We start from the raw sequence: 24,604 nt of genomic DNA, 5'->3' as shown, positions 1-24,604 counted from the left end.
AAAGGGCCCGGAGCGGCATCCCGCTCCGGGCCCTTTCGTGATGCCCGGATCAACCGGCCTCGGCCGTCAGCCGGCCTTCTTCTCCTGGTAGCGGACGATCTGCGCGAACTCCTCGGCGGCCAGGCAGGCCCCGCCGACCAGGCCGCCGTCCACGTCCGGCTGCGCCATCAGCCCGGCCACGTTGCCGGGCTTCATCGAACCGCCGTACAACACCCGCACCCGGTCCGCGAGTTCCGGCGAGTACAGCTCGGCGAGCTTGGCCCGGATCGCCGAGCACACCTCCTGCGCGTCATCCGGCGTGGCCACCTCGCCGGTGCCGATCGCCCAGACCGGCTCGTACGCGATCACCACGGACTCGGCCTGCTCGGCGGTGATGCCCTTGAGCGCACCCTCGACCTGGGCGAGCGTGTGGGCCACGTGCCGGCCCGCCTTGCGTACGTCCAGGCCCTCGCCGACACACACGATCGGCACCAGGCCGCTGCGATAGGCGGCGTGCGCCTTCGCGTTCACCACGGTGTCGTCCTCGGCGTGGTACTGCCGCCGCTCGGAGTGGCCGACCAGCGCGTAGGTGCAGTTCAGTTTGGCGAGCATGGACCCGGCGATCTCGCCGGTGTAGGCGCCGCCCTCGTGTTGCGAGATGTCCTGCGCGCCGTAGCTGAAGCGCAGCTTGTCCGCGTCGACCATGGTCTGCACCGAGCGCAGATCGGTGAACGGCGGCAGCACCGCGACCTCGACCCGGTCGAAGTCCTTGTCGTTCAGGGTGAACGCGAGCTTTTGCACCAGGGAGATGGCCTCGAGGTGGTTGAGGTTCATCTTCCAGTTGCCCGCCATCAGCGGGATGCGGCCGGTGTTGTCGTTGAGCGCAGACATCGGGATCAGCCCTCCAGGGCTTCGAGACCGGGCAGGGACTTGCCTTCGAGGTATTCCAGGCTCGCGCCGCCGCCGGTCGAGATGTGACCGAAGGCGTTCTCGTCGAAGCCGAGGGTGCGCACCGCCGCGGCCGAGTCGCCGCCGCCGACCACGGTGAACGCGTCGGAGTCGATCAGGCCCTGCGCCACGGCGCGGGTGCCGTGGCTGTACGGCTCCATCTCGAACACGCCCATCGGGCCGTTCCAGAACACCGTCTGCGCGTCGGCGAGCTTGTCCGCGAACAGTTCGCCGGACGCCGGACCGATGTCCAGGCCCAGCCGGTCGGCCGGGATGGCGTCGGCGGAGACCACCGCGTGGTCCGCGTCGGCGGCGAACGCGGTGGCCGCGATCACGTCGACGGGCAGCACGAACTCGACGCCGCCCGCCTCGGCCCGGGCCAGGTATTCGCGGACCCGGTCGAGCTGGTCCTTCTCCAGCAGCGACTTGCCCACCTCGTGGCCCTGCGCGGCCAGGAAGGTGAACACCATGCCGCCGCCGACCAGGATCCGGTCCGCCTTGTCCAGCAGGCTGTCGATGACGCCGAGCTTGTCGGACACCTTCGACCCGCCCAGGATCACCGCGTACGGACGCTGCACGTTCTCGGTGAGCCGCTCGAGCACGTCCAACTCGGTGGCGATCAGGCCGCCGACCGCGTGCGGCAGCCGGGCCGGCACGTCGTACACCGAGGCGTGCTTGCGGTGCACCGCGCCGAAGCCGTCGCCGACGTAGACGTCGGCGAGCTCGGCGAGGCGGTCCGCGAAGGCACCGCGCTCGGCGTCGTCCTTGGCCGTCTCGCCCGGGTTGAAGCGCAGGTTCTCCAGCAGCGCGACCTCGCCGTCGGCGAGCCCCAGGGCCGTGGTCCGGGCGCTGTCGCCGACCGTGTCGGTCGCGAACGCCACGTCGGCGCCCAGCAGTTCGCCCAGCCGGGCGGCGACCGGGGCGAGCGAGAACCGCGGCTCGGGAGCGCCCTCGGGCCGGCCCAGGTGCGAGCACACGATCACCTTGGCGCCGCGCGCGACCAGGGCCTCGATGGTCGGCACGCTCGCCCGGATCCGACCGTCGTCGGTGATCCGCCCGCCGTCGAGCGGGACGTTGAGGTCGGCGCGCACCAGGACGCGCCTACCGGATACCTCGATGTCGTCGATGGTCTTCAAGTTCGATTCGTCCTTGGCTGGAGGAAACGGGTGGGGGTTGCAGAAACGGGCCCGGGTGACGACGTGTCACCCGGGCCCGCATCGTCAAGCGTCATCGGTGCGTGTGCCGCACCGTCAGAGCTGACCACCGATGTAGCCGACCAGGTCGACCAGACGGTTGCTGTAGCCCCACTCGTTGTCGTACCAGCCGACGACCTTGACCTGCTTGCCCTGGGCCATGGTCAGGCCCGAGTCGAAGGTGCACGAGGACGGGTCGGTGACGATGTCCGAGGAGACGATCGGGTCCTCGGTGTAGGTCAGGTAGCCCTTGAGCGCGCCCTCGGCGGCCTTCTGGAAGGCGGCGTTGACCTCGTCGCGGGTCACCTCGCGCTCCAGCTCGACGACCAGGTCGGTGACCGAGCCGGTGGGGACCGGGACGCGCATGGCGATGCCGTCCAGCTTGCCCTTGAGCTCGGGGATGACCAGCGCGGTGGCCTTGGCGGCACCCGTCGAGGTCGGGATGATGTTGGTCGCGGCGGCCCGCGCACGGCGCAGGTCCGAGTGCGGGAAGTCCAGGATGACCTGGTCGTTCGTGTACGCGTGGACCGTGGTCATCATGCCCTTGACCAGGCCGAAGTTCTCCAGGAGAACCTTGGCCATCGGCGCGACGCAGTTCGTCGTGCAGGAGGCGTTCGAGATGATCGTGTGCGCCGCGGCGTCGTACTTCTCGTGGTTGACGCCCATCACGATGGTGACGTCCTCATTCTTGGCCGGAGCCGAGATGATGACCTTCTTCGCGCCGGCCTCGATGTGCTTCTTGGCCTTCTCGGCGTCCGTGAAGATGCCGGTGGACTCGATCACGATGTCCGCGCCCAGCTCGCCCCAGGGCAGAGCGGCCGGGTCGCGCTCGGCGATGACCTTGAAGGTCTTGTCGCCGACGGTGATCGCGTCGTCGGTGTAGGTGACCTCCTGGCCGATCCGGCCGAGGATGCTGTCGTACTTCAGCAGGTGGGCCAGGGTCGCGATGTTCGTGAGGTCGTTGACCCCGACGATCTCGAAGTCCGCGCCCGAGGCCAGCGCCGCGCGGAAGAAGTTGCGGCCGATACGGCCGAATCCGTTGATGCCTACCCGGATCGTCACGAACCGATCTCCTCTGTCGAACGCCGAATGCCCTGATGGTGAATGGCCGAGGAGATGGTCAGTGGAATCTGCGATATCCCCGGCCATGTCCGACCCTACCGTGACGCCCCGGGCACCTTCACGCAGGCTTGCTGCGCAAAGTGCCCGAGGCGGGACGGACCATCGGAAAAGCGGATCAACGGGTGGTCGAAAATGCGGTCACTTCTCGCCGACGGACTTGGTGATTCCGAAGGCCGCGCCCCCGGCGAAGACGAAGACGAGGAAGTCCTGGAAGTCCAGCGTCTCCGTCCAACCGTCGACGAGTTCGCTGCCGAAGTCGGAGATCACGTCGAGCACCGAGATGTCCAGTTCGTCGCCGACGAACAGGGTGACCGCGGTGAGCTGCCCCAGCGCGACCCCCACGAGCGCGAGCAGCGCCGCGACGAACGGCAACACCGGGTTGCGTCCACCGATCCGCCCCACCGCGAACGCGATCAGCGCCGCGACACCCACGCCGAACCAGGTGCTCCGGATTTCCAGCGACTTGACGATCACGCCGTACACTCCGGCGCCGACCAGCATCGCCACCACCCCGGCCGCGATGGCCAGGCCCGCGTTGCCCTGCCGGTTCGGCTGCCGCGGCGGCGGGCCGCCATACGGCCCCGACCCGAACGGGCCGGGCGGGCCCGGCTGTTGCTGCCCCCACTGACCCGGGCCGGGTTGGTTCGGCGGCGGCCCCCAAGGACCGGGCGCGTTGTTGCTCAAGGTGATTCCCCCCGAAAAAAAGTGCACACGCGGGAACTCGCGTGTGCGCACAGACGTTAATGGCCCCCGACGGAGAAGTCTCCGCCGGGGGCCATCGTTCGGCTACCGCTTTTCGCCGATCAACACACCGTGATCATCGGCGCCTACTTGTACAGCTCCCGCAGGATCCGGTCGACGACCACCTTGCGGTCGTCCGCGGTGGCCAACTGCTCCAGGCCGAAGCCGAAGAGCATGGTGTCGTCGGTGGCGATCACCGACGAACCGAACGCGGCCTGGCTGCGGGTGAAGCCCACGAGCGAGCGGTCACCGGGCGGCGGGGCGGCCAGGGTCCACGGACCCAGCCCGGCCTCGAAGCCCTCGGCGTCCACCACGCCCGCACTCGTGACGACCTTGGCGTCGTCCACGAACATCCCGGTGCCACCGGTGTTCGCGTCGCTCACGTACGCGATCGAGACCTCGACCTTCTTGCCCGCGTACGCGGACAGGTCGAAGGCGACCGGCTTCCAGCCGTTCGAGCTGCCGGTGAACGCGTTCCACGCACCGGTGCTGCCGGTGGGCAGGCACTTCGGGTTGGCCACCGTCAGGTAGTGCTTCAACTGCGGGTGGGTGGCGACGAGGTCGCCGCCCTCGCACGAGTCGGGCACCTGGGTGGTGGTCCCCCCGTTGAGGTCGGGCAGCGTGGTCCAGTCGTCGCCGCCGACCGTGTGCGCCTCGACGAGCGCGTGGTCCCAGTTGAGCTCGGTGTCGTACGAGAACTGCGCGGTCAGCTTCGCCGCGTCCGCCGCCGTCACCCCGGTGAGGTCGATCGTGCGGGTCAGTCGCTTGTACGCGTTGTCCGAGTGCAGACCGTTGATGTACCACGAACCCTCGGCCGGCGAGTACGGCCCGGACGTGTTGCCCGAGTAGGTCGCCACCGAACGGCTGTCGAACAGCGGGAACTTGTCCGGCGTCAGGATCGCGCTGGTGGGCAGGAACCCGCCCGCCTCGTTCAGCGGGTTGGACGCGGTGCCCGGCAGCGCCTTGTCGATGCCCTGGAGCGGTGCGGCCGAACCGACCACCCCGGTGGCGCCGTTGGTCGCCGACCGGTCGTACGCGCCCAGCCAGTACTGGCTGAAGTCGTCCGACACGATCAGACATTCGCTCGTCGCGTCCTGAACGACCTTGCAGGGCTGGTCCGGGTGCCCGTTCAGGCCGTAGTAGATGCCACCGCCGGCGGCACTGCGCAGGGGACCGTAGTAGCTCGCGGTCTCGCCGAGGTAGGCGAGCTTGCCGCCCTCGTTGAGGAAGTCGCGCACGTTGACGGTCAGTTCCTGGACCAGCGGGGTGACCTGGGCGTCCTTGACCGGTCGGCCGCGGAAGTCGGTGTTCTCCCGGGCCGCGTCCTGGGTCAGTCGGTTGTCGCCGAGGTACCAGAACACGCCCTTGAAGTGCGAGAGCACCCCGAGGTGGTGCGGCGCGCCGAACTTGTCCACGTCGTAGACGGCCGCCTTGACACCGTTGGCCGCGAGCGCGTCCACGTACTGCTGTGCGTACTTGGGGCCGACCGTGTTCGGCGGGTAGGTCGGGTTGACGCCCTTGTAGTCCTCGTTGGCCAGGACCAGCGTCTCGGTCTTCTCGGCGATGCCGCTCTCCACCGTGAAGGTGAAGCGATCGCTCTCCACCTTGCCGGTTCCGGCCTTGTCGCCGGTGAACCACACCTCGATCCGGTCACCGGTGCGCACGTTCTTGATGTCGCCCCGGTATTCGGCGTAGTAGGCCGAGCCCTGCTCGCCGTACCGCTCGCCGCCCTTCCACTCCTTGACGCCCGCCGTTTTGGCCGGGCCGCCGTTGACGCGGTAGTTGAGCTTGCGGTTGGTCAGCGAGCGCTTGGCGATCACCGCGACGGGCTGGTCGTCGTGGTCCTCGGCGAAGGAGTGCTCGAACCTGTCGGCCACCAGGTCGGGGGCCTTGCGCCCGACCGAGGAGACCGGGTCGTCCGGGTCCTTGGCCGACTTGGCCACGGACAGCGCGAACGCCTGGTTCTTGTCGTACTCCATCCGAACCAGCGTCTCGTCGTTCGGGAAGCTGAAGATGCTGCCGCAGTTGTCGACCGTGTACGGGTCGTCCGGCAGGTAGCCGGCGGCCGTGGCGCAGGTGGACATCTCCGGGGTGAACGACAACGTCTTGTACGCCTCGTTCATCTGCCCGTCGGTGTCACCGTTGGTCACGTACAGCTCGGCGGACAGGTCGGGGTCGAAGTCCGGCACGGCCGGGTGCGCGTCGTCGCCCGCGAGCGCGACCATGATCTCGTCGTCGGGGCTGGGCGTGGCCACCTGGGAGCCGACGCCGTACAGGATGAGCTGCGCGGCGGAGTGGTAGTTGACCACGAACTCCGCCTTGATGTGCTTGGCGAAGCCCTCGATCGCCCGGGTCTCCGGCTCGGAGGAGGGACCGGTGCCCCGGTAGGTCTCGTTCAGCGGGTCGGGCGAGGAACCCTCGTTGTCGTAACCCCACTTGTAGTCGAAGTTGCGGTTGAGGTCGACCCCGTCGCCGGCGGTGATCACACCGTCGCCGTTGTTGTCGCGCAGGTTCTTGCGCCACAACCGCTGATCGGTCTGGAAGGTCCAGTCGTAGCCGTCGGGGTTGGCCGAGATCACGAACCACAGTTCGTTGTCCGTGACCAGCTTGGTGGCCTCGTCGTCCTTGCCGTAGCCGTCCACGTAGTGGTGCAGGAGCCGGCGGGTCATCTCCGGCGTGATCCACTCGCGCGCGTGCTGGTTGGACATGTACAACACGCCGGGCTTGGAGCCGTCGGCGCTGGTGCGGACATTCTTGGTCACCTTGACCGCGAGGATGTCCTGCCCGAGCACGGTCTTGCCGATGCTGACGGTCTTGGCGATGTCGGGGTGGTCCTTGGCGAGCTGGACCAGCTCGGCGCCGAGGCCGTTCGGGCCGCTGTACTTGCGGAAAACGCCCGCGGCGGCGGCGCCCGATCGGTTCGCCGCCTGGGACTTCGCCTCCAGGGAGATGCCGGCGGCACGCAGCTTGGCGGCCTGGGGCTCGCCCAGGATCACCTCCAGCTTGGCCTTGCCGTCGGCGGCCCTGGTGGTCTTCGTCTCGTGTCGGTCCACGCCCAGGTCGAAGATCTGCTTCACCTGTGCGGCGTCGGCCGTGATCGTGTAGGACCGCAGACCGGCATCGCCCGCCGGAGGAAGCTTTGCTTCCGGCGGTGCACTGGTCACTTCGGGGTAGGAGCCCGGATTGTCGGCAGGTGCCGCGGTGCTCGCCGGCGCTGCGGTCAACAGACCGAGTGCCAGCGAGAGCGCCGCGACTCCCGTGATGCCGATCCGGACTCGTGTGGTGGTGCCCCTGGAACGATGACGCCTCATCGACCCCCCAGTCGTGGGTTCGGCGTGCATAGGGACGGCGCGAAACCACGACCTCAAGGTACGAAACGTGACTCCTGCGCCCGGGTGTTGCGCATGCTACGGCAACTACCGTGTGGTACACGAGACCTGACGCACGGTCATATTTGGTCAATGCTACGCGCAAAGATTCCGCATAGTGATCAGAACCAGTCGGGACACCACGGTTCACGCGCAGTGCGCAACAATGCCTCGGCACGCTCCGCCGCACCCGGCGTGCGCTCGGAGATCCGACCGGCCGCCGCGAGCCGCACCGGCGAGCCCGAGCCCAGATAGAGCGCACCCAGCGTGGCGACGTCCAGGGCCAGATCCGCGGGATCCCCGGTCGGCACGCAACGCGCCTGCTCGGCCGCGCCGTCGATGGCGAACCGACCCGCCGCGTGGCCCAGGTCGTCGTGCACCTCGACCACGAGCCGATCGCGCGTGCCGTAGGTGCGCGCCGAGAACGCGGCCGGCGCGTCCAGGATCCGCGCCCACACGAAGTCGCGGCGCGTCTGCGTGGTGATCGCCCGCGGGTCCCGTACGAGCAGCGGCAACAACTCGTCGGGACTGCGATCCGGCCCCTCGACCCGGTTGACGTAGTCGACGTTCACGCAGAATCGCCACAGCGCGATCTCGGCCGCCGGGGTGAGCGCGAGCAACGAGTCCACGGTCAGCGTGACCTTGGGTACGAACTCCTCCCAGTGGTCGTCGGTACGGTAGCCCACCATCCCGGTCACCTTGCCGGACGGATCGCGGTACACCGCGTAGAAGCGGCCCGGCACCGGATTGATCGGCGACGGCTCCAGCCCGGTGTACAACCGCCACCACAGCGGGGTGCGCTCGATCGCCCCGGCCCGCATCGGGCGGAACTCCTCGTGCAGCGGCGGACCCAGCTCGATCACCTCCTCGGGGGTGATCAGCTCGATCCGGGCGCCGGGCTCGACCGGCGCGTCCGGCACGAAGTCGGTACGCAACGTGTCCAGGCTGAACTTTTGATAGTCGGTGGCCACGCCGAAGCCGAACCGGCCGTATATCCGGTACTCGGCGGCGATCAGGATGGCCAGCGCCTCGCCGCGCGCGGCGGCGTCCGCCAGATCCAGGTGCATCATCTCGGTGAGCAGGCCCCGCCGGCGGTGGGTCGCCGAGACGGTGACGTTGGTGATCGCCGACGCCGGCACGATCGCCCCGCCGGGCACGGTCAGACCGGTGGCGAAGCTACGGAAGGTACCGACACAACGATCGCCGTCGTAGGCACCGCGCGTCCGGGAGAAGTCGACCCGTTGGCGCCAGTGCGCGAGCCGCTCCTCCCGGTTGTCCTTGTTGTCGTCGGGGACTCGGAGAAACCCGATGCCAAGGGCGGCGGTCCACGGGATGATGTCTTCCTCGCCGATCGTGCGGATGTCCACTGCTGTGGTTCCTTCCTCGCGTGCGCGGCCTTCCTCCGAACACGGACGAAGGCGCCGACCCGGAGACCCTATGTCTCGCGGTTCGACGCCTTCGAGTGGTTTTCGGCGGCGCGACGCCGGGCCCGATCCCGGTCAGGACACGAGTATGTCCACCGACAGGCCGGCGTCGGTGCCGGGCATGCCCAGTTCGCCCGCCCGCTTGTCGGCCATCGCCAGCAGTCGCCGGATCCGACCCGCGACCGCGTCCTTGGTCAGCGGCGGCTCGGCCAGCCCGCCCAGCTCCTCCAGGGACGCCTGCTTGTGGTCCAGGCGCAGCTTGCCGGCCGCGGCCAGATGCTCCGGGACCTCTTCGCCGAGGATCTCCAGGGCCCGCTGCACGCGCGCGCCCGCCGCCACGGCCGCGCGGGCCGAGCGGCGCAGGTTCGCGTCGTCGAAGTTGGCCAGCCGGTTCGCGGTGGCCCGCACCTCGCGGCGCATCCGCCGCTCCTCCCAGGCCAGCACGCTCTCGTGCGCGCCCAGCCGGGTGAGCAGCGCGCCGATCGCGTCGCCGTCGCGGACCACCACCCGGTCCACCCCGCGCACCTCGCGCGACTTGGCCGCCAGGCCCAGCCGACGGGCCGCGCCGACCAGCGCGAGCGCCGCCTCCGAACCGGGGCAGGTCACCTCCAGGGCGGAGGAGCGACCGGGCTCGGTGAGCGAACCGTGCGCCAGGAACGCGCCGCGCCAGGCGGCCTCCGCATCGCACGTCGCGCCGGAGACGACCTGCGGCGGGAGGCCCCGCACCGGCCGGCCGCGCGCGTCCAGCAAGCCGGTCTGCCGGGCCAACTGGTCGCCGCCGACGGCGACCCGCACCACGTAGCGGCTGCCTCTGCGCAGCCCGCCGGGGGCCACCACCACCAGGTCCGAGCTGTGCCCGTAGACCTCCAGGATGTCCTTGCGCAGGCGGCGCGCGGCCATCGCCGTGTCCAACTCCGCCTCGATGACGATTCGCCCGCCCACGATGTGCAGTCCGCCCGCGAAGCGCAAGAGCGCGGAGACCTCCGCCTTGCGACAGCACGACCGGGTGACCGGGAGGCGGCTGAGCTCGTCCTTCACTGCTGCCGTCATCGCCATGGAGCGATCCTTTCACGATCGACGAAGATCCGGCCGTAGGCTGCGGCCAACCGTTCCGGGTCGTGTCGCGGGGTGCCGTCGACCGCCGAAACGGGGGCCAGGTGCACGTGTCCACCGAGCGCCGCCGTGGCCCGTTCCAGGCCCGGTACATCCTCCACACGGTCGCGGTCGCCGAGGACGATGTCAAAGGTCAGCCCGGGAGCATGGGCGGCCAGCACCTCCAGGTGCTGCTGCGGCGAGAAACCCGCCGTCTCGCCCGGCTGCGGGGCCAGATTCAACGCGAGCAGCCGCCGGGCCTTGGTCTCCACCAAAGCGGTCGCCAACTCGGGAACGAGCAGGTGGGGCAACACCGAGGTGAACCAGGAGCCGGGCCCGACAACCACCCAATCGGCGTCACGCACCGCCGCGACCGCCTCGGGCACGGCGGGCGGATCCGCCGGCAGCAGCCGGATCCCGTGCACGTCGCCCGGGGTCACCGCGACCTGCGCCTGGCCGCGCACCACGGACATCTCGTCCGGCCGGGCCGGGTCGTGCCCGGCCACGTCCGCCTCGATGTCCAGCGGGACCGCCGACATCGGCAACACCCGCCCGTGCGCGCCGAGCAGCCGACCCATCCAGTCCAGGGCCGCGATCGGATCGTCCATCAGTTCCCACAGGCCGACCAGGAGCAGGTTGCCCACCGCGTGCCCGTTCAGCTCGCCCTCGCGGCGGAAACGGTGCTGGATGACCCGACTCCAGGTCACCCCCCACTCGTCGTCGCCGCACAGCGCGGCCAGCGCCATCCGCAGATCGCCGGGCGGCAACACGCCCAGGTCCTTGCGCAGCCGCCCGCTGGAGCCCCCGTCGTCGGCGACCGTGACGATCGCCGTCAGGTCGTCGGTGAGCCGGCGCAGTGCCGCCAGCGAGGCCGAGAGCCCGTGTCCGCCGCCCAACGCGACCACCTTGGGGCCGCTCATTCCCTGCCCATGTCGCGGTGCACGAGCACGGTGTCCAGGCCGTCCTCGGTAAGCCGGCGGGCCAGTCGTTCGGCCATCGCCACACTGCGGTGCTTGCCGCCGGTACAGCCCACCGCGAGCGTCACGAAGCGCTTGCCCTCGCGCCGGTAGCCCTCGGTAACGATGCGCAGCAGCTCGGCGTACCGGTCCAGGAACTCCTTGGCGCCGGGCTGGTCGAACACATAGCGGCTGACCGCCTCGTCCATGCCGGTGTGCGGGCGCAGCTCCGGGATCCAGTGCGGGTTGGGCAGGAAGCGACAGTCGACGACCAGGTCGGCGTCCACCGGCAGGCCGTACTTGAAGCCGAACGACATCACCGTGGCGCGCAGCTGCGGCTCACCGGAACCGGCGAACCGGTCGTCCATCTTCGCGCGGAGCTGGTGCACGTTGATGTCGGAGGTGTCGATCACCAGGTCGGCCTCGCCGCGCAGCTCGCGCAGCAGTTCGCGCTCGCGGGCGATGCCGTCCGGGATGCGCCCGTCGCCCTGGAGCGGGTGCGGTCGGCGCACTCCCTCGAAACGCCGCACCAGCACGTCGTCGGAGGCTTCCAGGAAGACGATCCGACGCACCACGCCGGCCGCGTCCAGCTCGCTCAGCGCCGAGCGCAGATCGTCGAAGAAGGTCCGGCCGCGCACGTCGACGACGACCGCTATCCGCGCCACCGCCCCCTGCGTGCGGGCGCCGAGGTCGACCATCGCCGGGATCAGCGACGGCGGCAGGTTGTCCACCACGAACCAGCCGAGGTCCTCCATGCCCTTGGCGGCGGTGCTGCGACCGGCGCCGGACATGCCGGAGATGATCACCAACTCCGGAGTGCCCTCGACCGCCGTGCTCGTGATCTCGGTACTCATGCGTCCCCCCGGTGCGTGGCACACCTACGGCTGGGCGAGTTCAACGCTTCCTCCTGCTGGTTCCTGCCTCGGGGGTACAACCGGGACCGCCTCGTCGGCGTCGACGGCCTCCTCCCGCACAACGTCGGCGTCGTCTTCAATGATCTCGCCCGTGGCGGTGTTCACCGCCGGGGCCGAGGGCGCCCGGGTGGCGAGCGCCGCCACGATCGCCGCCGCGGTGGCCCGACCGATGCCGGGCACCTCGGTGATCTGTTCGATGCCGGCGGCGCGCAGTCGCTTGAGCGAGCCGAAGTGGGCGAGCACCGCCTTGCGGCGGGTCGCGCCCAGCCCGGGGACGTCGTCCAGCGCACTGGCCGTCATCGTCTTGGACCGCTTGGACCGGTGATAGGTGATCGCGAAGCGGTGTGCCTCGTCCCGGATGCGCTGGAGCATCAACAGCGCCTCGCCGCTGCTGCGCGGGAGCACCACCGGGTCGTCCTCGCCGGGCACCCACACCTCTTCGAGCCGCTTGGCCAGCCCGCACACGGTGACGTCGACCACGCCCGCCTCCTCCAGGGCCCGCACCGCGGCGGCCACCTGGGGTTGACCGCCGTCGACCACGATCAACTGCGGCGGGTAGGCGAAGCGCTTGGGCCGACCGGTCTCCGGGTCGATCGGGCCGCCGTTCCGCGCCGCGTCCGCGTCGTCGTCGCCGACCGCGGCCGCATCGGCGTCGGCCACCGCGTCGCGCGCGAGATCCGCCTTGTACCGCCGAAACCGCCGGGTCAGCACCTCGTGCATCGCCCTCGGGTCGTCCTGGCCCTCGAAGGTCTTGATCGCGAACCGCCGATATTCACTCTTACGGGGCAGCCCGTCCTCGAAGACCACCATCGAGGCGACCACCTCGGTGCCCTGCAGATGCGAGATGTCGAAGCACTCGATGCGCAGCGGCGCGGTGTCCATCTCCAGCGCCTCGGCCAGTTGCTGGAGCGCGAGCGAACGGGCGGTCAGGTCGCCGGCCCGGCGCAGCTTGTGCAGGTTCAGCGCCTGTGCGGCGTTGCGTTGCACGGTCTCCTGGAGCGACTTCTTGTCGCCGCGCTGCGGCACCCGCAGTTCCACCCTGGCGCCGCGCAGCTCGCACAACCACTGGGTCAGCGCCGCGGTGTCCGCGGGCAGCGCGGGCACCAGCACCTCGCGCGGCACGGCCTCGCCGCGCTGCTCGCCGTAGACCTGCTGGAGGAAGTGTTCGACCAGGTCGGCGGTGTCCACGTCCTCGACCCGCTCGGTGACCCAGCCGCGCTGACCGCGCACCCGGCCGCCGCGCACGTGGAAGATCTGGACGGCGACCTCCAACTCGTCCTCGGCCAGCGCGATCACATCCGCGTCGGTGCCGTCGCCGAAGACGATCGCGTTCTTCTCCAGGGCCCGGGTGAGCGCCGTTATGTCGTCCCGCAGTCGGGCCGCCTTCTCGTACTCCATCGCCTGCGCGGCCTGCTTCATCTCGCGCTCGACCCGCTTGATGTAGGGCCCGGTGCGGCCGGCCATGAACTCGCAGAAGTCCTCGGCGAGCGCCCGATGGTCCTCGGCGGAGATCTTGCCGGTGCACGGCGCCGCGCACTTGCCGATGTAGCCGAGCAGGCACGGGCGGCCGACCTGGCGGGCGTTCTTGAACACACCGGCCGAACACGTGCGCACCGGGAACACCCGCAGCAGCAGGTCGAGCGTCTCGCGAATGGCCCACGCGTGCCCGTAGGGCCCGAAGTAGCGCACTCCCTTGCGGTGCGGACCGCGCATCACCTGGGCCCGGGGATACTCCTCGTTCAGCGTCACCGCGAGCGAGGGATAGCTCTTGTCGTCGCGGTATTTGACGTTGAAGCGCGGGTCGAACTCCTTGATCCAGGAGTACTCCAACTGGAGCGCCTCGACCTCGGTGCCGACCACGGTCCAGTCCACCGCGGCGGCGGTGGTGACCATGCTCTGGGTGCGCGGGTGCAGGTTGGCCAGGTCCTGGAAGTAGGACGAGAGCCGAGCGCGCAGGTTCTTCGCCTTGCCGACGTAGACGACGCGCCCGTGCTCGTCGCTGAACCGGTACACACCGGGCGACGTCGGGATCTGGCCGGGCGCGGGCCGGTACGACGACGGGTCCATTTCTCCACCCTATGTGCTGGCTCCAACAGATTTTTGCGGTCAACCCACCACGATTTCGCCGTTCGCGACCGTGACCGGCAGCGGCGTCAGGCCGCGCTTCGCGGGTCGGCGTACGACGGAACCGTCGTTCATCGAGAACTGGCTGCCGTGGCACTGGCACTGGATGACACCCTGGTCGACCTTGGTGACCAGACACCCCTGGTGCGGACAACGCGCGTCGAACGCCTTGTAATCGTCCTTCGCCGGTTGGGTCACCACGATCGAGGTGTCGGTGTAGACCTTGCCCTTGCCGACCGTCACGTCCTCGGAGCGACCCACCGTGACCGGGCCGTCGAGCAGTTTCTTCTCGTGCGGCGACGCGGGCTGGTTGTCCGCGGTGCACGCCGTCATGGCGAGCCCGGCGGCGCCGACCGCGCCGACCACCGCGGCTGTGCGCAGCAGCGTGCGCCGGTCCGGCCCGTGCTCGGCCGCCGCCGGGTCGGGCGCGGTCTCGGGTCGGGGCTGCTGCTGCGGGGTCATCCGGGATCTCCTTGTGAACGGTGACGCCGGTGGCGTGCCCCGTTCGGGGCACGCCACCGTGAGGCCGGTCAATCCTCGCACCCGGCCCGAAGGCCGCTCACGTCACCGTCGGTCGTACAGCACGTCCTGGAGGAACTTGCCGGTGTGGCTGCCGGGCACCTCGGCGACCTCCTCGGGAGTGCCCTCCGCGACCACCAGACCACCGCCGCTGCCGCCCTCGGGGCCCAGGTCGACCACCCAGTCGGCGGTCTTGATCACGTCGAGGTTGTGCTCGATCACGATCACCGTGTTGCCCTTGTCGACCAGGCTGGTGAGCACACCCAGGAGCCGACGGATGTCCTCGAAGTGCAGACCGGTGGTCGGCTCGTCGAGCACGTAGACCGTCTTGCCGGTGGAACGGCGCTGCAGTTCGGAGGCGAGCTTGACGCGCTGCGCCTCGCCACCGGACAGCGTGGTCGCGGGCTGGCCCAGCCGCACGTAACCCAGACCGACGTCGTTGAGGGTGCGCAGGTGCCGGGCGATCGCGGGGACCGCCTCGAAGAAGGCCAGGCCCTCCTCGATCGGCATGTCGAGCACCTCGGAGATGTTCTTGCCCTTGAAGTGCACCTCCAGGGTCTCCCGGTTGTACCGCGCGCCGTGGCAGACCTCGCACGGCACGTAGACGTCCGGCAGGAAGTTCATCTCGATCTTGATCGTGCCGTCGCCCGAGCAGTTCTCGCAGCGACCGCCCTTGACGTTGAACGAGAACCGGCCCGGCAGGTAGCCGCGCACCTTGGCCTCGGTGGTCTCCGCGAACAACTTGCGCACGTGGTCGAACACGCCGGTGTAGGTGGCCGGGTTCGAGCGCGGGGTGCGCCCGATCGGGCCCTGGTCCACGTGCACGACCTTGTCCACCAGCTCGGTCCCGGTGATCCGGGTGTGCCGGCCGGGCACCAAGCGGGCGCCGTTGAGCTCGCGGGCCAGGTGCGTGTACAGGATGTCGTTGACCAGGGTCGACTTGCCCGAGCCGGACACGCCGGTGACCGCGGTGAACACGCCGAGCGGGAAGGCCACGCCGACGTCGCGCAGGTTGTTCTCCCGGGCGCCGTGCACGACCAGGCGACGCTTCTTGTCCGGCACCCGACGCTCGGTGGGCGTGGCGATCGACTTGCGGCCGGAGAGGTAGTCGCCGGTCGCCGAACGCTTGTTCTTGAGCAGTTCCTTGTAGCTGCCCGAGTGCACCACCTCGCCGCCGTGCTCGCCCGCGCCGGGACCGATGTCCACGACCCAGTCGGCGACCCGGATGGTGTCCTCGTCGTGCTCGACCACGATCAGCGTGTTGCCCATGTCGCGCAGCCGGACCAGGGTCTCGATCAGCCGGTGGTTGTCCCGCTGGTGCAGGCCGATGGACGGCTCGTCGAGCACGTAGAGCACGCCGACCAGACCGGAGCCGATCTGGGTGGCGAGCCGGATGCGCTGCGCCTCGCCGCCGGACAGGGTGCCGGCGGCCCGACTCAGCGAGAGGTAGTCCAGGCCGACGTCGACCAGGAACTTCAGCCGCTCGTTGACCTCCTTGAGCACCCGCTCGGCGATCTTCTTCTCGCGCGCCACCAGCTTGATCCGGCCGAGGAAGTCGGCGCAGTCGCTGATCGACATCGACGCGACGTCGGCGATCGACTTGTCCGCGATGGTCACCGCGAGCACGATCGGCTTGAGCCGGGCACCGTGACACGTGGCACACGGCACCTCGCGCATGTAGCCCTCGAAGCGCTCGCGACTGGTGTCGGTCTCCGCCTCGGAGTGCCGGCGCACGATGTAGGGCAGCGCGCCCTCGAAGGACGTGTAGTACGAGCGCTCGCGGCCGTAGCGGTTCTTGTACTTGACGTGGATCTGCGTCTTGTGGCCGTTCAGCAGCGCCTTCCTGGCCCGCTGCGGCAGGCCGTCCCAGGCGATGTCGGTCCGAAAGCCCATCTCCTCCGCGACGGCGGCCACCAGCCGGCCGAAGTACTCCGAGGCGTGTCCGCTCGACCACGGCGCGAGCGCGCCCTCGTCCAACGACTTCTGCCCGTCGGGCACCACCAGCTCCGGGTCGACCTCCATCCGGGTGCCGATGCCGGTGCAGTCCGGGCAGGCGCCGAACGGCGAGTTGAAGGAGAACGAGCGCGGCTCCAGCTCCTCGAACGACAGGTCGTCGTACGGGCAGTAGAGGTGCTCGGAGAACATCCGCTCGCGATTGGCGTCGTCCTCGGGCAGGTCGACGAAGTCCAGGATGACCATGCCGGAGCCGAGCGAGAGCGCGGTCTCCACCGAGTCGGTCAGTCGGCGCTTGGCCGAGGACTTGACGGTCAGGCGGTCGATGACCACCTCGATGGTGTGCTTCTCCTGCTTCTTGAGCTTGGGCGGGTCGGTGAGCTGGATCACCGCGCCGTCCACCCGGGCCCGGCTGTAGCCCTTGGACTGGAGTTCGGCGAACAGGTCGACGAACTCGCCCTTGCGCTCGCGCACGATCGGCGAGAGCACCTGGAAGCGGGTGCCCTCCTCCAACTCCAGCACCCGGTCGACCACCTGCTGCGGGCTCTGCCGGGCGATCGGACGGGCGCACTGCGGACAGTGCGGGTGACCGATCCGGGCGTAGAGCAGGCGCAGGTAGTCGTAGACCTCGGTGATCGTGCCGACCGTGGAGCGCGGGTTGCGGTTCGTCGACTTCTGGTCGATCGAGACCGCGGGCGACAGGCCCTCGATGAAGTCGACGTCGGGCTTGTCCATCTGCCCGAGGAACTGGCGCGCGTAGGACGACAGCGACTCGACGTAGCGGCGCTGTCCCTCCGCGAAGATCGTGTCGAACGCGAGCGAGGACTTCCCGGAGCCGGACAGGCCGGTGAAGACGATGAGCGCGTCGCGCGGTAGGTCGAGGGAGACGTCCTTGAGGTTGTGCTCGCGCGCGCCACGGACGATGAGACGGTCGGCCACTTGAGAATCGAAACCCTTCGACGACATGCCGCTGCGGCTGAATGATGTCGAGCTGATCGGTACGCGTCGACAGTGCGGATCGAGGCGGCGCGGATCGGGACCAAGCCGACCGAAGCCATGCCTCGCGCCATCGTAAGCAGCCTGCGGCAGGTTTTTGTTCCCCTTTGAGCCGCCAGGCTATCGCACATTCATTCGAACAAAACTTCCTCGGACCACTCTTCACTCGATCGTGTGAAGCTTCGGCCCGGGCACTCGGGCCGACTCGCGCCACTAAGGTGAAACCCCAAGACCTCGCCGCACCGGGACCCGTCTCGTCCCGCGGTTCGGCGGCGAGGGCGATCCGGGGGAGGTATGCGTGACCACGGACGGGTTCGACCCCGCCGCTCTGCTCGCGGAGATCAACGAAGCGACCGCGCAGGTATTGGCGACCGCGGAACGACTGACGCCCGAGCACCTGGCCGGTCCGTCGTTGCTGCCCGGGTGGAGCAGAGGCCATGTGCTGACCCACCTCGCGCGCAACGCGGACGCCCTGACCAACCTGCTGAACTGGGCCCGCACCGGGATCCCGACGCCGATGTACCCGCCGGGGGACGCCCGCGACCGGGCCATCGACGAGGGCGCCGGTCGACCGCCGCAGGAGCAGCTCACCGACCTCTACGACGCGTCCAACCGGTTCGCCCAGGCGTTCACCGCGATGACGCCGACCGCGTGGGGCGCCAAGGTCACCGCGCGCAACGCGGGCGAGATCGCCGCCACGACACTGCCCGCCAAACGACTGCGCGAGCTGTACATCCACCACGTCGACCTGGACGCGGGCTGGACCCCGGCGCACTGGCCGACCGAGTACACCGAGCGTGAGCTGAACGAGGTGGCCGCCTCCTTCCGGGGTCGACCGGACTGCCCGCCGCTGCTGCTGCGCGACGACATCACCCACCGCGAGTCGTTGATCGGCCCGGAGGGCGTGGCTCCCGCCGCGGTCGTCTCCGGTCGCCGTCAGTCGCTGCTCGCGTGGCTGATCGGCCGGACCAACGGCGACGGCCTGACCGTCGAGCCGTTCGGCCGGCTGCCACCGCTGCCCGCGTGGATGTAACCGGCGGCGGCATCCGCCGGTCGGTAGCCGAGAGTGGCCGCGGCCGGGGAGGATGGCTCGTATGACGTATCACGGATCCGTGAAGGTCGGCGGCGCCCCGGCCGTGCGCGAGCTGGCCAATCTGATGATCACCAAGGTGGCCGTCGGGCCCTACGACAACGACGCCTACCTGCTTCGCTGCCGCGCCACCGATCAACAGTTGTTGATCGACGCGGCCAACGACGCCGGCACGCTGATCACCCTGGTGGGCGACGGCGGCCTGGCGAAGGTGGTCACCACGCATCGGCACCAGGACCACTGGCAGGCGCTCGCCGAAGTGGTCGCGCACACCGGCGCGACCACGCTGGCCGGGCGCGACGACGCCGAGGCCGTGCCGGTGCCCACCGACGTGCTCGTGGACGACGGCGACACGATCGCCTTCGGCGCGATCGAACTGCGGGCCATCCACCTGGTGGGCCACACCGAGGGCAGCATCGCGCTGCTGTACGACGACCCCAAGGGCCACCCGCACCTGTTCACCGGCGACTGCCTGTTCCCCGGCGGGGTGGGCAACACCTTCGGCGACCCGGCCGCGTTCGATCGGCTGATCGACGACGTCGAACACAAGCTCTTCGACCGGCTCCCGGACGAGACCTGGGTCTACCCGGGCCACGGCAACGACACCACCCTCGGCGCCGAGCGCCCCGCCCTGACCGAGTGGCGCGAACGCCGCTGGTGATTTCGCCGCCGAGCGACGGTCGGGTCAGGCCCGACCGGCGCTCGGCGCCGCCGCCCGACGCCGGGCCCGGTGCGCGGCCACGTTGGCGCGGTTGGCGCACGCGTCCGAGCAGTAGCGCTTGCGGCCGTTGCGCGAGGTGTCCGCGAACACCCGCTCGCAGTCGGTGGCCGCGCACACCCCGGACCGCCCCAGGCCGTAGTCGGCCACCAGGTTGGCCAACCCCACCGCGGTGTTGATCCGGATGCGCTGCACGAACGGCACCCCCGAGGGCGCGTGGTGCAGGTGCAGACCGCGGCCGTGATCCACCAGCCGCGGACGCACCTCGACCCGCGCCAGCAGCGCGTTGATCTGCGCCACGCCCGCCTCCAGGTCGCCGATCACGAAGAAGGCGCGCAGCTCGCCGGCCCACTCGACCAGGGGTTCCAGCTCCTCCCGCGTCAGATCCGCGACCAGGAACGAGAACGTGCTCAGCACCTCCCGCGCGGATTCCAGATCCGGCGGCACGCCGTCCGCGCCCGTCCACGCGTTGACCATCGCGACGGCAGCGCCGACGCCGTCACTACGGTAACCGTTGACTTCCATTGAACCCTTACCTAAGCTGCCGGATATGTAAGGAGCTACACCAGGACACCCATTACCCTATTCAACCTGGGGGCAACCCGATGTCTTCCCGGTGCGACGCCTGCGGACGGATCGAGGATCCGCGCATGACCGTACTGTCCCGACACTCCACATCCCAGGGCGAGATCGTCTACACCCGCTGCCTGTGCGGCAGCGTCGGTGTGCGTCTGCGGCCCACCACGACGCAGCGGCCCCCGCACGAGGTGCTCCTCGCCCAGGGGCCGCCGGCCGTACCGCTTCCGAACTAGACGCTCGCGTCCTTGTCGGCGGACGCCTCGGCCTCGGCCGCCGCGAGCTCGTCCTTCTTGTTCTTGCGCAGGCTCAGCACCGTGGTCACCGTCAGGGTCAACACGATCACGCCGAGCGAGAGCGGGATGCCGATCTCCGGCACGTGCACACCCTGACCGTGCAGCGCCTCGAAGATCAGCTTGATCCCGATGAAGCCGAGGATCACCGACAGGCCGTACGACAGGTAGACGAGCTTCTTGAGCAGCCCGCCGATCAGGAAGTAGAGCTGGCGCAGGCCCATCAGCGCGAACGCGTTCGCGGTGAAGACGATGTACGGCTCCTTGGTGAGACCGAAGATCGCCGGGATGGAGTCCAGGGCGAACAGCACGTCGGTGGTGCCGACGGCGATCATCACGATCAACATCGGCGTGACGAGACGCTTGCCGTTCTCCTTCACCACGAGCTTCATGTCGCGGTAGCCGTCGGTGGTCGGCAACACCTTCTCGACCTTGCGCAGGAGGGCGTTCTCCTCGAACTCCTCCTCCTCGTCCGACTGGGCCTCCTTGATCAGCTTCCACGCGGTCCAGATCAGGAACGCGCCGAAGATGAAGAAGACCCACGAGAACGCGGCGACGACCGCGGCGCCGGCGGCGATGAAGATGCCGCGCAGCACCAGCGCGAGCAACACGCCGACCAGCAGCACCCGCTGCTGATACTGCGGCGGCACCGCGAACTTGCCCATGATCAGTACGAACACGAACAGGTTGTCGACACTCAGCGACTTCTCGGTGATGAAGCCGGCGAAGAACTCGCCGGCGGGTGCCGACCCGGAGAAGACCCACAGGCCGATTCCGAACAGCACGGCGAGGCCGACCCAGAAGACGCCCCAGAGGGACGCCTCCTTGAGGGTGACCTCGTGCGGCTTGCGATTGAGGAACAGATCGACTGCCACCAGTGCCAGCAGCACGACGATGGTCAGGATCCAGGCAACGGGTGAAACGTCCACTGCGCCTCCGGCAGACGTGGGGGGTCGCGTCATCGCCGGAGGGGGGATGTACCCCTCCGATTGCCTCCAGGATGCCAGAAGGTAAAGGAAAGACCAAGCGATCCTTTGCCAAACCCTGGTGACAGGCCGTCAGAAGACCTGCGGCGCCGGCCCGGTCGAAGTGCCCGGATACCCGTCAGATCCCCGGCGCGAACCCCCGGCGCGGCTTGAGTACGGGCGCGGGCAGCCGCTCCGGGGCCCGGGCGGGCGGCACCGGCAGCCCCAGACTGCGGGTACCCAGCCCCGCCAACAGCAGCGGCAGCAGCCGCGCGGTCACCCGGGCATCGGCCAGGGCCGCGTGCGCGTCGGGGAAGGTCAGCCCGAAGTGCGCACAACACGTCCCGAGCTTGTGGTCGGCCAACGGCAGCCCGGACGCCTTCGCCAGCTTCATCGTGCACAACGCAGGCAACGTCGGCGGCGCCAGGCCGGCCGCGACGAACTCGGCCTCCAGGAAGCGCTGTTCGAAGGACGCGTTGTGGGCGACCACCACCGCGTCCGCCAGCAACCCGGCCAACTCGCGGGCGATCTGCGCGAACCGGGGCGCGCCCACCACGTCGGCGGCGGTGATCCGGTGTACGTGGCTCGCGCCCACCGAACGCCCCGGATCCAGCAGCGTGGTCCACTCGCGCAGCACCTCGCCGGTGCCGCGGACGCGCACCACGCCGATCTCCACGATGCGATCCCCGCGCGCCGGCGAGAACCCCGTGGTCTCCAGGTCGACGACCGCGAATTCGGTCCGGGCAACCTCGGCGGGCACCCCGAGCGTGCGCACGGGATCGGCATAGGCGAACAAGGCGACATCCCTCTCCCCCGGCCGCCTTGGTCACGACCGACGGGGCGAGAGTCTATGACCCCCGCCCCGCCCGATTCACCGCATTGCCACAAACCACCCGCTTCGCCCCCACCCGGGCACCGGGCGGCGGCCCCGACAGCCACCCGAACAGCCCACGCCGGCCCGGCCCGCGTTCGAGGCCACCCGGCCGGCGGCCGAACCCCGCGCTCAGCGCCCGTCCGTGCCCGCGACCCAGGACAACAACTGCCGCGTGGCCTCCGCGCCGCCGGACGGCAGATCCGCCGTGTACACCCACGGCAGCCCGATCCACGGGTCCATGATGTGGTCCTCCGGAATCGCGGTGAGCCGCAACAACGAGCGCCACAACGGATCCAGCAACGGCCCGAACGACTCGGCGTCCCCACGCGAGCCCACCACGATCACGTGCACCCCGACCCTGGGGCCCTCCTCGACGATGTGCCGCAACTGCGCCGCACTGCGATCGTCGAAGCCGAACGGGAAGTCGTGCACGAGCACCAACTGTCGGGCCAGATCCAAATCGTCCGGCAGCGCGTCCACCGCGTCGTTGGCCACCGCCATCCGCACCAGCTCGATCCGGTCCAGGATCCGCCCCAGCAACGCGGACACGTCGGCCGCGTCGGTGGCCACCGGCCCCACCAGCAGCCCGGACGAGGCCAGCGGCTGCAACGGCGCGGCAGCCGTACCCTTGCCCGCCGGGTCGACCACGTGCACCTTGAACTCGCCCACCGGGAACGCCGCGAACATCCGCGCGGTCAACGACACCGCGAGCTCGTCGGCCCGCTCCGCGCCATTGCCCCGCTCGCCCTCCAGGCCACTGGCACCGGTGTCGATCCACAACCCGCGATCCATCGGCAGCCGCAACACCATCGGCACCCGCAACTCCGGCCGCTCCGGCAGATGCAGATCGCCGAGCCGAATCGCCGGCGCCCCGTCCTCCGGCGCCTGCCACCCGGCCCACGACGTGCTGTCCCAACGCGCCATCACCGGCGGCAGGTTCGGCTCCAACTGCTCGACCTCGCCGACCAACTGCGCGGTGTCCCGATCGAGCACGGCCTTGGCCTGCTCGGCCAACGCCCGGTGCCGGTCGCGCGCGGTGTCCTGCGCGGCGAGCCCTGCGGGCGAGAAGCGCGCGGCGGGGTCGCTCAGGACCCCCTCCAACTCCTTGTCCAACCGACCGTCGGCGTACTCGATCGCCGACCGGTAGGCGGCGGCCGATCGCGCCGCGTCCTCGAACACGCCCCAGACCTGCTCGTACAGCTTCTCCACCTCGCGCCGCGCCGCCCGCTGCGCGGCCTCGCGCTCGACGTCCGGCGGGGCCGCGGCCCACGCCATGCCGCCGTTTTGATCCACCCGCGGCGCGGTGCCCGGCTCGCGCGGCTCGGTGGGCGCGTTCGCGGCGCTGAACGGCGCGGCGGCCGGTCCGCCGAGCGCGGTGCGCGCCCGGTCCACCACCCGCGCCCGGTTCTGCACGCCGACGTCCTTGAGCAGCGCCTCCAGGCCGGCCTCGTAGCCCTGCCCCACGGCGCGCACCTTCCACGCACCCTGGCGTCGATACAGCTCCACGGTCTGCAACGCGCGCTCGCTGCCCAGATCGGTGATCCGGAACGTGGCCAGGTCCTCCCCGGCCGCCCGCACGGTCACCACCGGCGCCGCGACCACGCCGAACCGGTCCACCCCGCCGCCCTCCAGCGAGGCGCCGACCAGCACCCGCTCGATCTCGGCGGGCAGCCGGTCCAGCTCGAAGGTCGCACCGGCCTGACGGATGGTCGCCCCGACGGTGTCGCCACCGCCGCGCTGGATCACGTCGTCGTCGTCGCGGACCCGATCGTCGGCCCCCACCAGGGTCACCACCAGCTCGACCGGGCATTGTGCCGCGATCTCGACCTCCACCCGGGTGTCGGGCAGCGCCAGGTTCTGACCCCGTACCAGTTCGGTGCTCACGTGCGTTCGTCCCCTCCCCGCCCCGCCGGGACGGACCCCGCGCGAGCGGGCCGGGAGGCGTACTCCGCCCGTCCCGGCCCGCTCACCATGTTTGGTTGTGCGTCCTACAGGTGCGCCATCAGAGCCGGGAGCAGGTCGCGCAGGGTCTGACCGTGCGCGGGCTCGCCGATCGCGGCCATCTTCCAGCCGGTGCCGTGCCGGTAGAGCTTGGCCATGATCTGGCCGGTGTAGTTGCCACCGCCGGAGAGCGTGTAGCGCGCCAGCTCGGTGTTCGTGGTCTCGTCCACGATCCGGCAGAACGCGTTCTCGATCTCCTGGAAGGTCTGCCCCTGGAAGGAGCTGACCGTGAAGATGATCTGGTCCACGTGCACCGGCACGCGGGACAGGTCCACGAGGATCGACTCGTCGTCGCCGTCACCGTGCCCGGTCAGGTTGTCGCCGGTGTGGCGAACGGACCCGTCCTTGCTGGTGAGCTGGCCGAAGTAGCAGACGTCGACCGGCTGGTTCTCCGCGAAGAGCACGCACGACGCGTCGAGGTCGACCTCCTTCTCCCGGCTGCCGAACAGGCCGCGGCGCTTGATGGCGTCCCAGCCCAGGCCCATCCGGACCATGGTCAGCTCGCCACCACCCGGCTTGTCGAGTGAAATCCTCTGGCCCTTGGACATGTTGACGGCCACTGGCGACGTCTCCCCTCACAGATTTGGTCACGCGGCTCGCGAACGCCGTCCCCGGGTCGGGGCGGGCCCACACGGCCGCAGAGTAGTCCTCGGGAGTCGCCGGTGTCCCGGCGAGCCCCCTCGGTGACATTCAGGATCACGAACCTACCGGTCAAGACGTACGGGCTTCGCAGGCCGTTCCCCGATGCCCGTGATCCG

Annotated in this window: 20 protein-coding genes; 3 read left to right on the top strand and 17 right to left on the bottom strand. The window is 69.9% G+C overall.

Annotated elements, in window-relative coordinates; all coding sequences use genetic code 11:
- Nucleotides 1–66: 66 nt before the first annotated feature.
- From tpiA to uvrA, 12 genes are all read right to left on the bottom strand, one after another.
- On the bottom strand, nucleotides 67–870 hold the full coding sequence (tpiA, locus tag ABZ374_RS02520; RefSeq protein ID WP_360305232.1) for a triose-phosphate isomerase: 804 nt from the start codon (nucleotides 868–870) through the stop codon (nucleotides 67–69).
- Nucleotides 871–875: 5 nt separating this feature from the next.
- Complete coding sequence (locus ABZ374_RS02515; RefSeq protein WP_360305230.1) at nucleotides 876–2,063, bottom strand: phosphoglycerate kinase; 1,188 nt, start codon at nucleotides 2,061–2,063, stop codon at nucleotides 876–878.
- A 114-nt stretch (nucleotides 2,064–2,177) separates the two neighbouring features.
- Nucleotides 2,178–3,182 carry a type I glyceraldehyde-3-phosphate dehydrogenase gene (gene gap / locus ABZ374_RS02510; RefSeq protein ID WP_360305228.1) on the bottom strand — a complete coding sequence of 335 codons (1,005 nt, stop codon included), beginning with the start codon at nucleotides 3,180–3,182 and terminating at the stop codon, nucleotides 2,178–2,180.
- 198 nt (nucleotides 3,183–3,380) lie between these two features.
- Nucleotides 3,381–3,926 (bottom strand): hypothetical protein, encoded by a 546-nt coding sequence (locus tag ABZ374_RS02505; RefSeq protein WP_360305226.1) that lies wholly within the window; start codon nucleotides 3,924–3,926, stop codon nucleotides 3,381–3,383.
- Nucleotides 3,927–4,069: 143 nt separating this feature from the next.
- Complete coding sequence (locus ABZ374_RS02500; RefSeq protein ID WP_360305224.1) at nucleotides 4,070–7,294, bottom strand: M14 family zinc carboxypeptidase; 3,225 nt, start codon at nucleotides 7,292–7,294, stop codon at nucleotides 4,070–4,072.
- Between the two features lie 179 nt (nucleotides 7,295–7,473).
- Nucleotides 7,474–8,718: a GNAT family N-acetyltransferase gene (locus ABZ374_RS02495; protein WP_360305222.1), complete on the bottom strand. Its 1,245-nt coding sequence runs from the start codon at nucleotides 8,716–8,718 to the stop codon at nucleotides 7,474–7,476.
- Nucleotides 8,719–8,850: 132 nt separating this feature from the next.
- Nucleotides 8,851–9,831, bottom strand: coding sequence for a DNA-binding protein WhiA (gene whiA, locus ABZ374_RS02490; protein ID WP_020553580.1), 981 nt, complete (start codon nucleotides 9,829–9,831; stop codon nucleotides 8,851–8,853).
- Nucleotides 9,822–10,787, bottom strand: a complete 966-nt coding sequence (gene yvcK, locus ABZ374_RS02485; RefSeq protein ID WP_360305220.1) for a uridine diphosphate-N-acetylglucosamine-binding protein YvcK — start codon at nucleotides 10,785–10,787, stop codon at nucleotides 9,822–9,824. Before yvcK ends, whiA begins: the two co-directional genes overlap by 10 nt.
- Nucleotides 10,784–11,677, bottom strand: a complete 894-nt coding sequence (rapZ, locus tag ABZ374_RS02480; protein WP_360305218.1) for an RNase adapter RapZ — start codon at nucleotides 11,675–11,677, stop codon at nucleotides 10,784–10,786. Before rapZ ends, yvcK begins: the two co-directional genes overlap by 4 nt.
- A gap of 24 nt (nucleotides 11,678–11,701) precedes the next feature.
- The gene (gene uvrC, locus ABZ374_RS02475) at nucleotides 11,702–13,804 is read right to left on the bottom strand and encodes an excinuclease ABC subunit UvrC (protein ID WP_360305216.1); all 2,103 of its coding nucleotides are present in this window, start codon (nucleotides 13,802–13,804) and stop codon (nucleotides 11,702–11,704) included.
- A 39-nt stretch (nucleotides 13,805–13,843) separates the two neighbouring features.
- Entirely contained in the window at nucleotides 13,844–14,323 is a 480-nt protein-coding gene (locus ABZ374_RS02470) for a Rieske (2Fe-2S) protein (RefSeq protein ID WP_360305214.1), read from the bottom strand.
- 102 nt (nucleotides 14,324–14,425) lie between these two features.
- The gene (gene uvrA / locus ABZ374_RS02465) at nucleotides 14,426–17,272 is read right to left on the bottom strand and encodes an excinuclease ABC subunit UvrA (protein ID WP_360305212.1); all 2,847 of its coding nucleotides are present in this window, start codon (nucleotides 17,270–17,272) and stop codon (nucleotides 14,426–14,428) included.
- Between the two features lie 355 nt (nucleotides 17,273–17,627).
- On the opposite strand from uvrA, the gene ABZ374_RS02460 reads away from it, so the two are divergent.
- Nucleotides 17,628–18,362, top strand: coding sequence for a maleylpyruvate isomerase family mycothiol-dependent enzyme (locus tag ABZ374_RS02460; protein ID WP_360305210.1), 735 nt, complete (start codon nucleotides 17,628–17,630; stop codon nucleotides 18,360–18,362).
- 61 nt (nucleotides 18,363–18,423) lie between these two features.
- Nucleotides 18,424–19,080: an MBL fold metallo-hydrolase gene (locus ABZ374_RS02455; protein WP_360305208.1), complete on the top strand. Its 657-nt coding sequence runs from the start codon at nucleotides 18,424–18,426 to the stop codon at nucleotides 19,078–19,080.
- A 24-nt stretch (nucleotides 19,081–19,104) separates the two neighbouring features.
- Here ABZ374_RS02455 and ABZ374_RS02450 read toward each other — a convergent pair whose 3' ends face one another.
- Nucleotides 19,105–19,662: a CGNR zinc finger domain-containing protein gene (locus ABZ374_RS02450; protein WP_360305206.1), complete on the bottom strand. Its 558-nt coding sequence runs from the start codon at nucleotides 19,660–19,662 to the stop codon at nucleotides 19,105–19,107.
- Nucleotides 19,663–19,787: 125 nt separating this feature from the next.
- On the opposite strand from ABZ374_RS02450, the gene ABZ374_RS02445 reads away from it, so the two are divergent.
- On the top strand, nucleotides 19,788–19,949 hold the full coding sequence (locus ABZ374_RS02445; protein ID WP_360305204.1) for a hypothetical protein: 162 nt from the start codon (nucleotides 19,788–19,790) through the stop codon (nucleotides 19,947–19,949).
- Here the strand turns inward: ABZ374_RS02445 and ABZ374_RS02440 are convergent.
- The 4 genes from ABZ374_RS02440 to ABZ374_RS02425 form a co-directional block, all read right to left on the bottom strand.
- Nucleotides 19,946–20,935, bottom strand: a complete 990-nt coding sequence (locus ABZ374_RS02440; protein ID WP_360305202.1) for a TerC/Alx family metal homeostasis membrane protein — start codon at nucleotides 20,933–20,935, stop codon at nucleotides 19,946–19,948. The genes ABZ374_RS02445 and ABZ374_RS02440 overlap by 4 nt on opposite strands.
- A 175-nt stretch (nucleotides 20,936–21,110) precedes the next feature.
- Nucleotides 21,111–21,767 (bottom strand): 3'-5' exonuclease, encoded by a 657-nt coding sequence (locus tag ABZ374_RS02435; protein ID WP_360305200.1) that lies wholly within the window; start codon nucleotides 21,765–21,767, stop codon nucleotides 21,111–21,113.
- Nucleotides 21,768–21,974: 207 nt separating this feature from the next.
- Entirely contained in the window at nucleotides 21,975–23,729 is a 1,755-nt protein-coding gene (locus tag ABZ374_RS02430; protein WP_360305198.1) for a TerD family protein, read from the bottom strand.
- 104 nt (nucleotides 23,730–23,833) lie between these two features.
- Nucleotides 23,834–24,406: a TerD family protein gene (locus tag ABZ374_RS02425; protein ID WP_020553592.1), complete on the bottom strand. Its 573-nt coding sequence runs from the start codon at nucleotides 24,404–24,406 to the stop codon at nucleotides 23,834–23,836.
- Between the last annotated feature and the right edge of the window lie 198 nt (nucleotides 24,407–24,604).

Source organism: Embleya sp. NPDC005971, from assembly GCF_040629175.1.
Classification (GTDB): Bacteria; Actinomycetota; Actinomycetes; order Streptomycetales; family Streptomycetaceae; genus Embleya.
The sequence above is the reverse complement of the archived record's forward strand: the minus strand, read 5'-3'. Positions and strand labels throughout refer to the sequence as shown.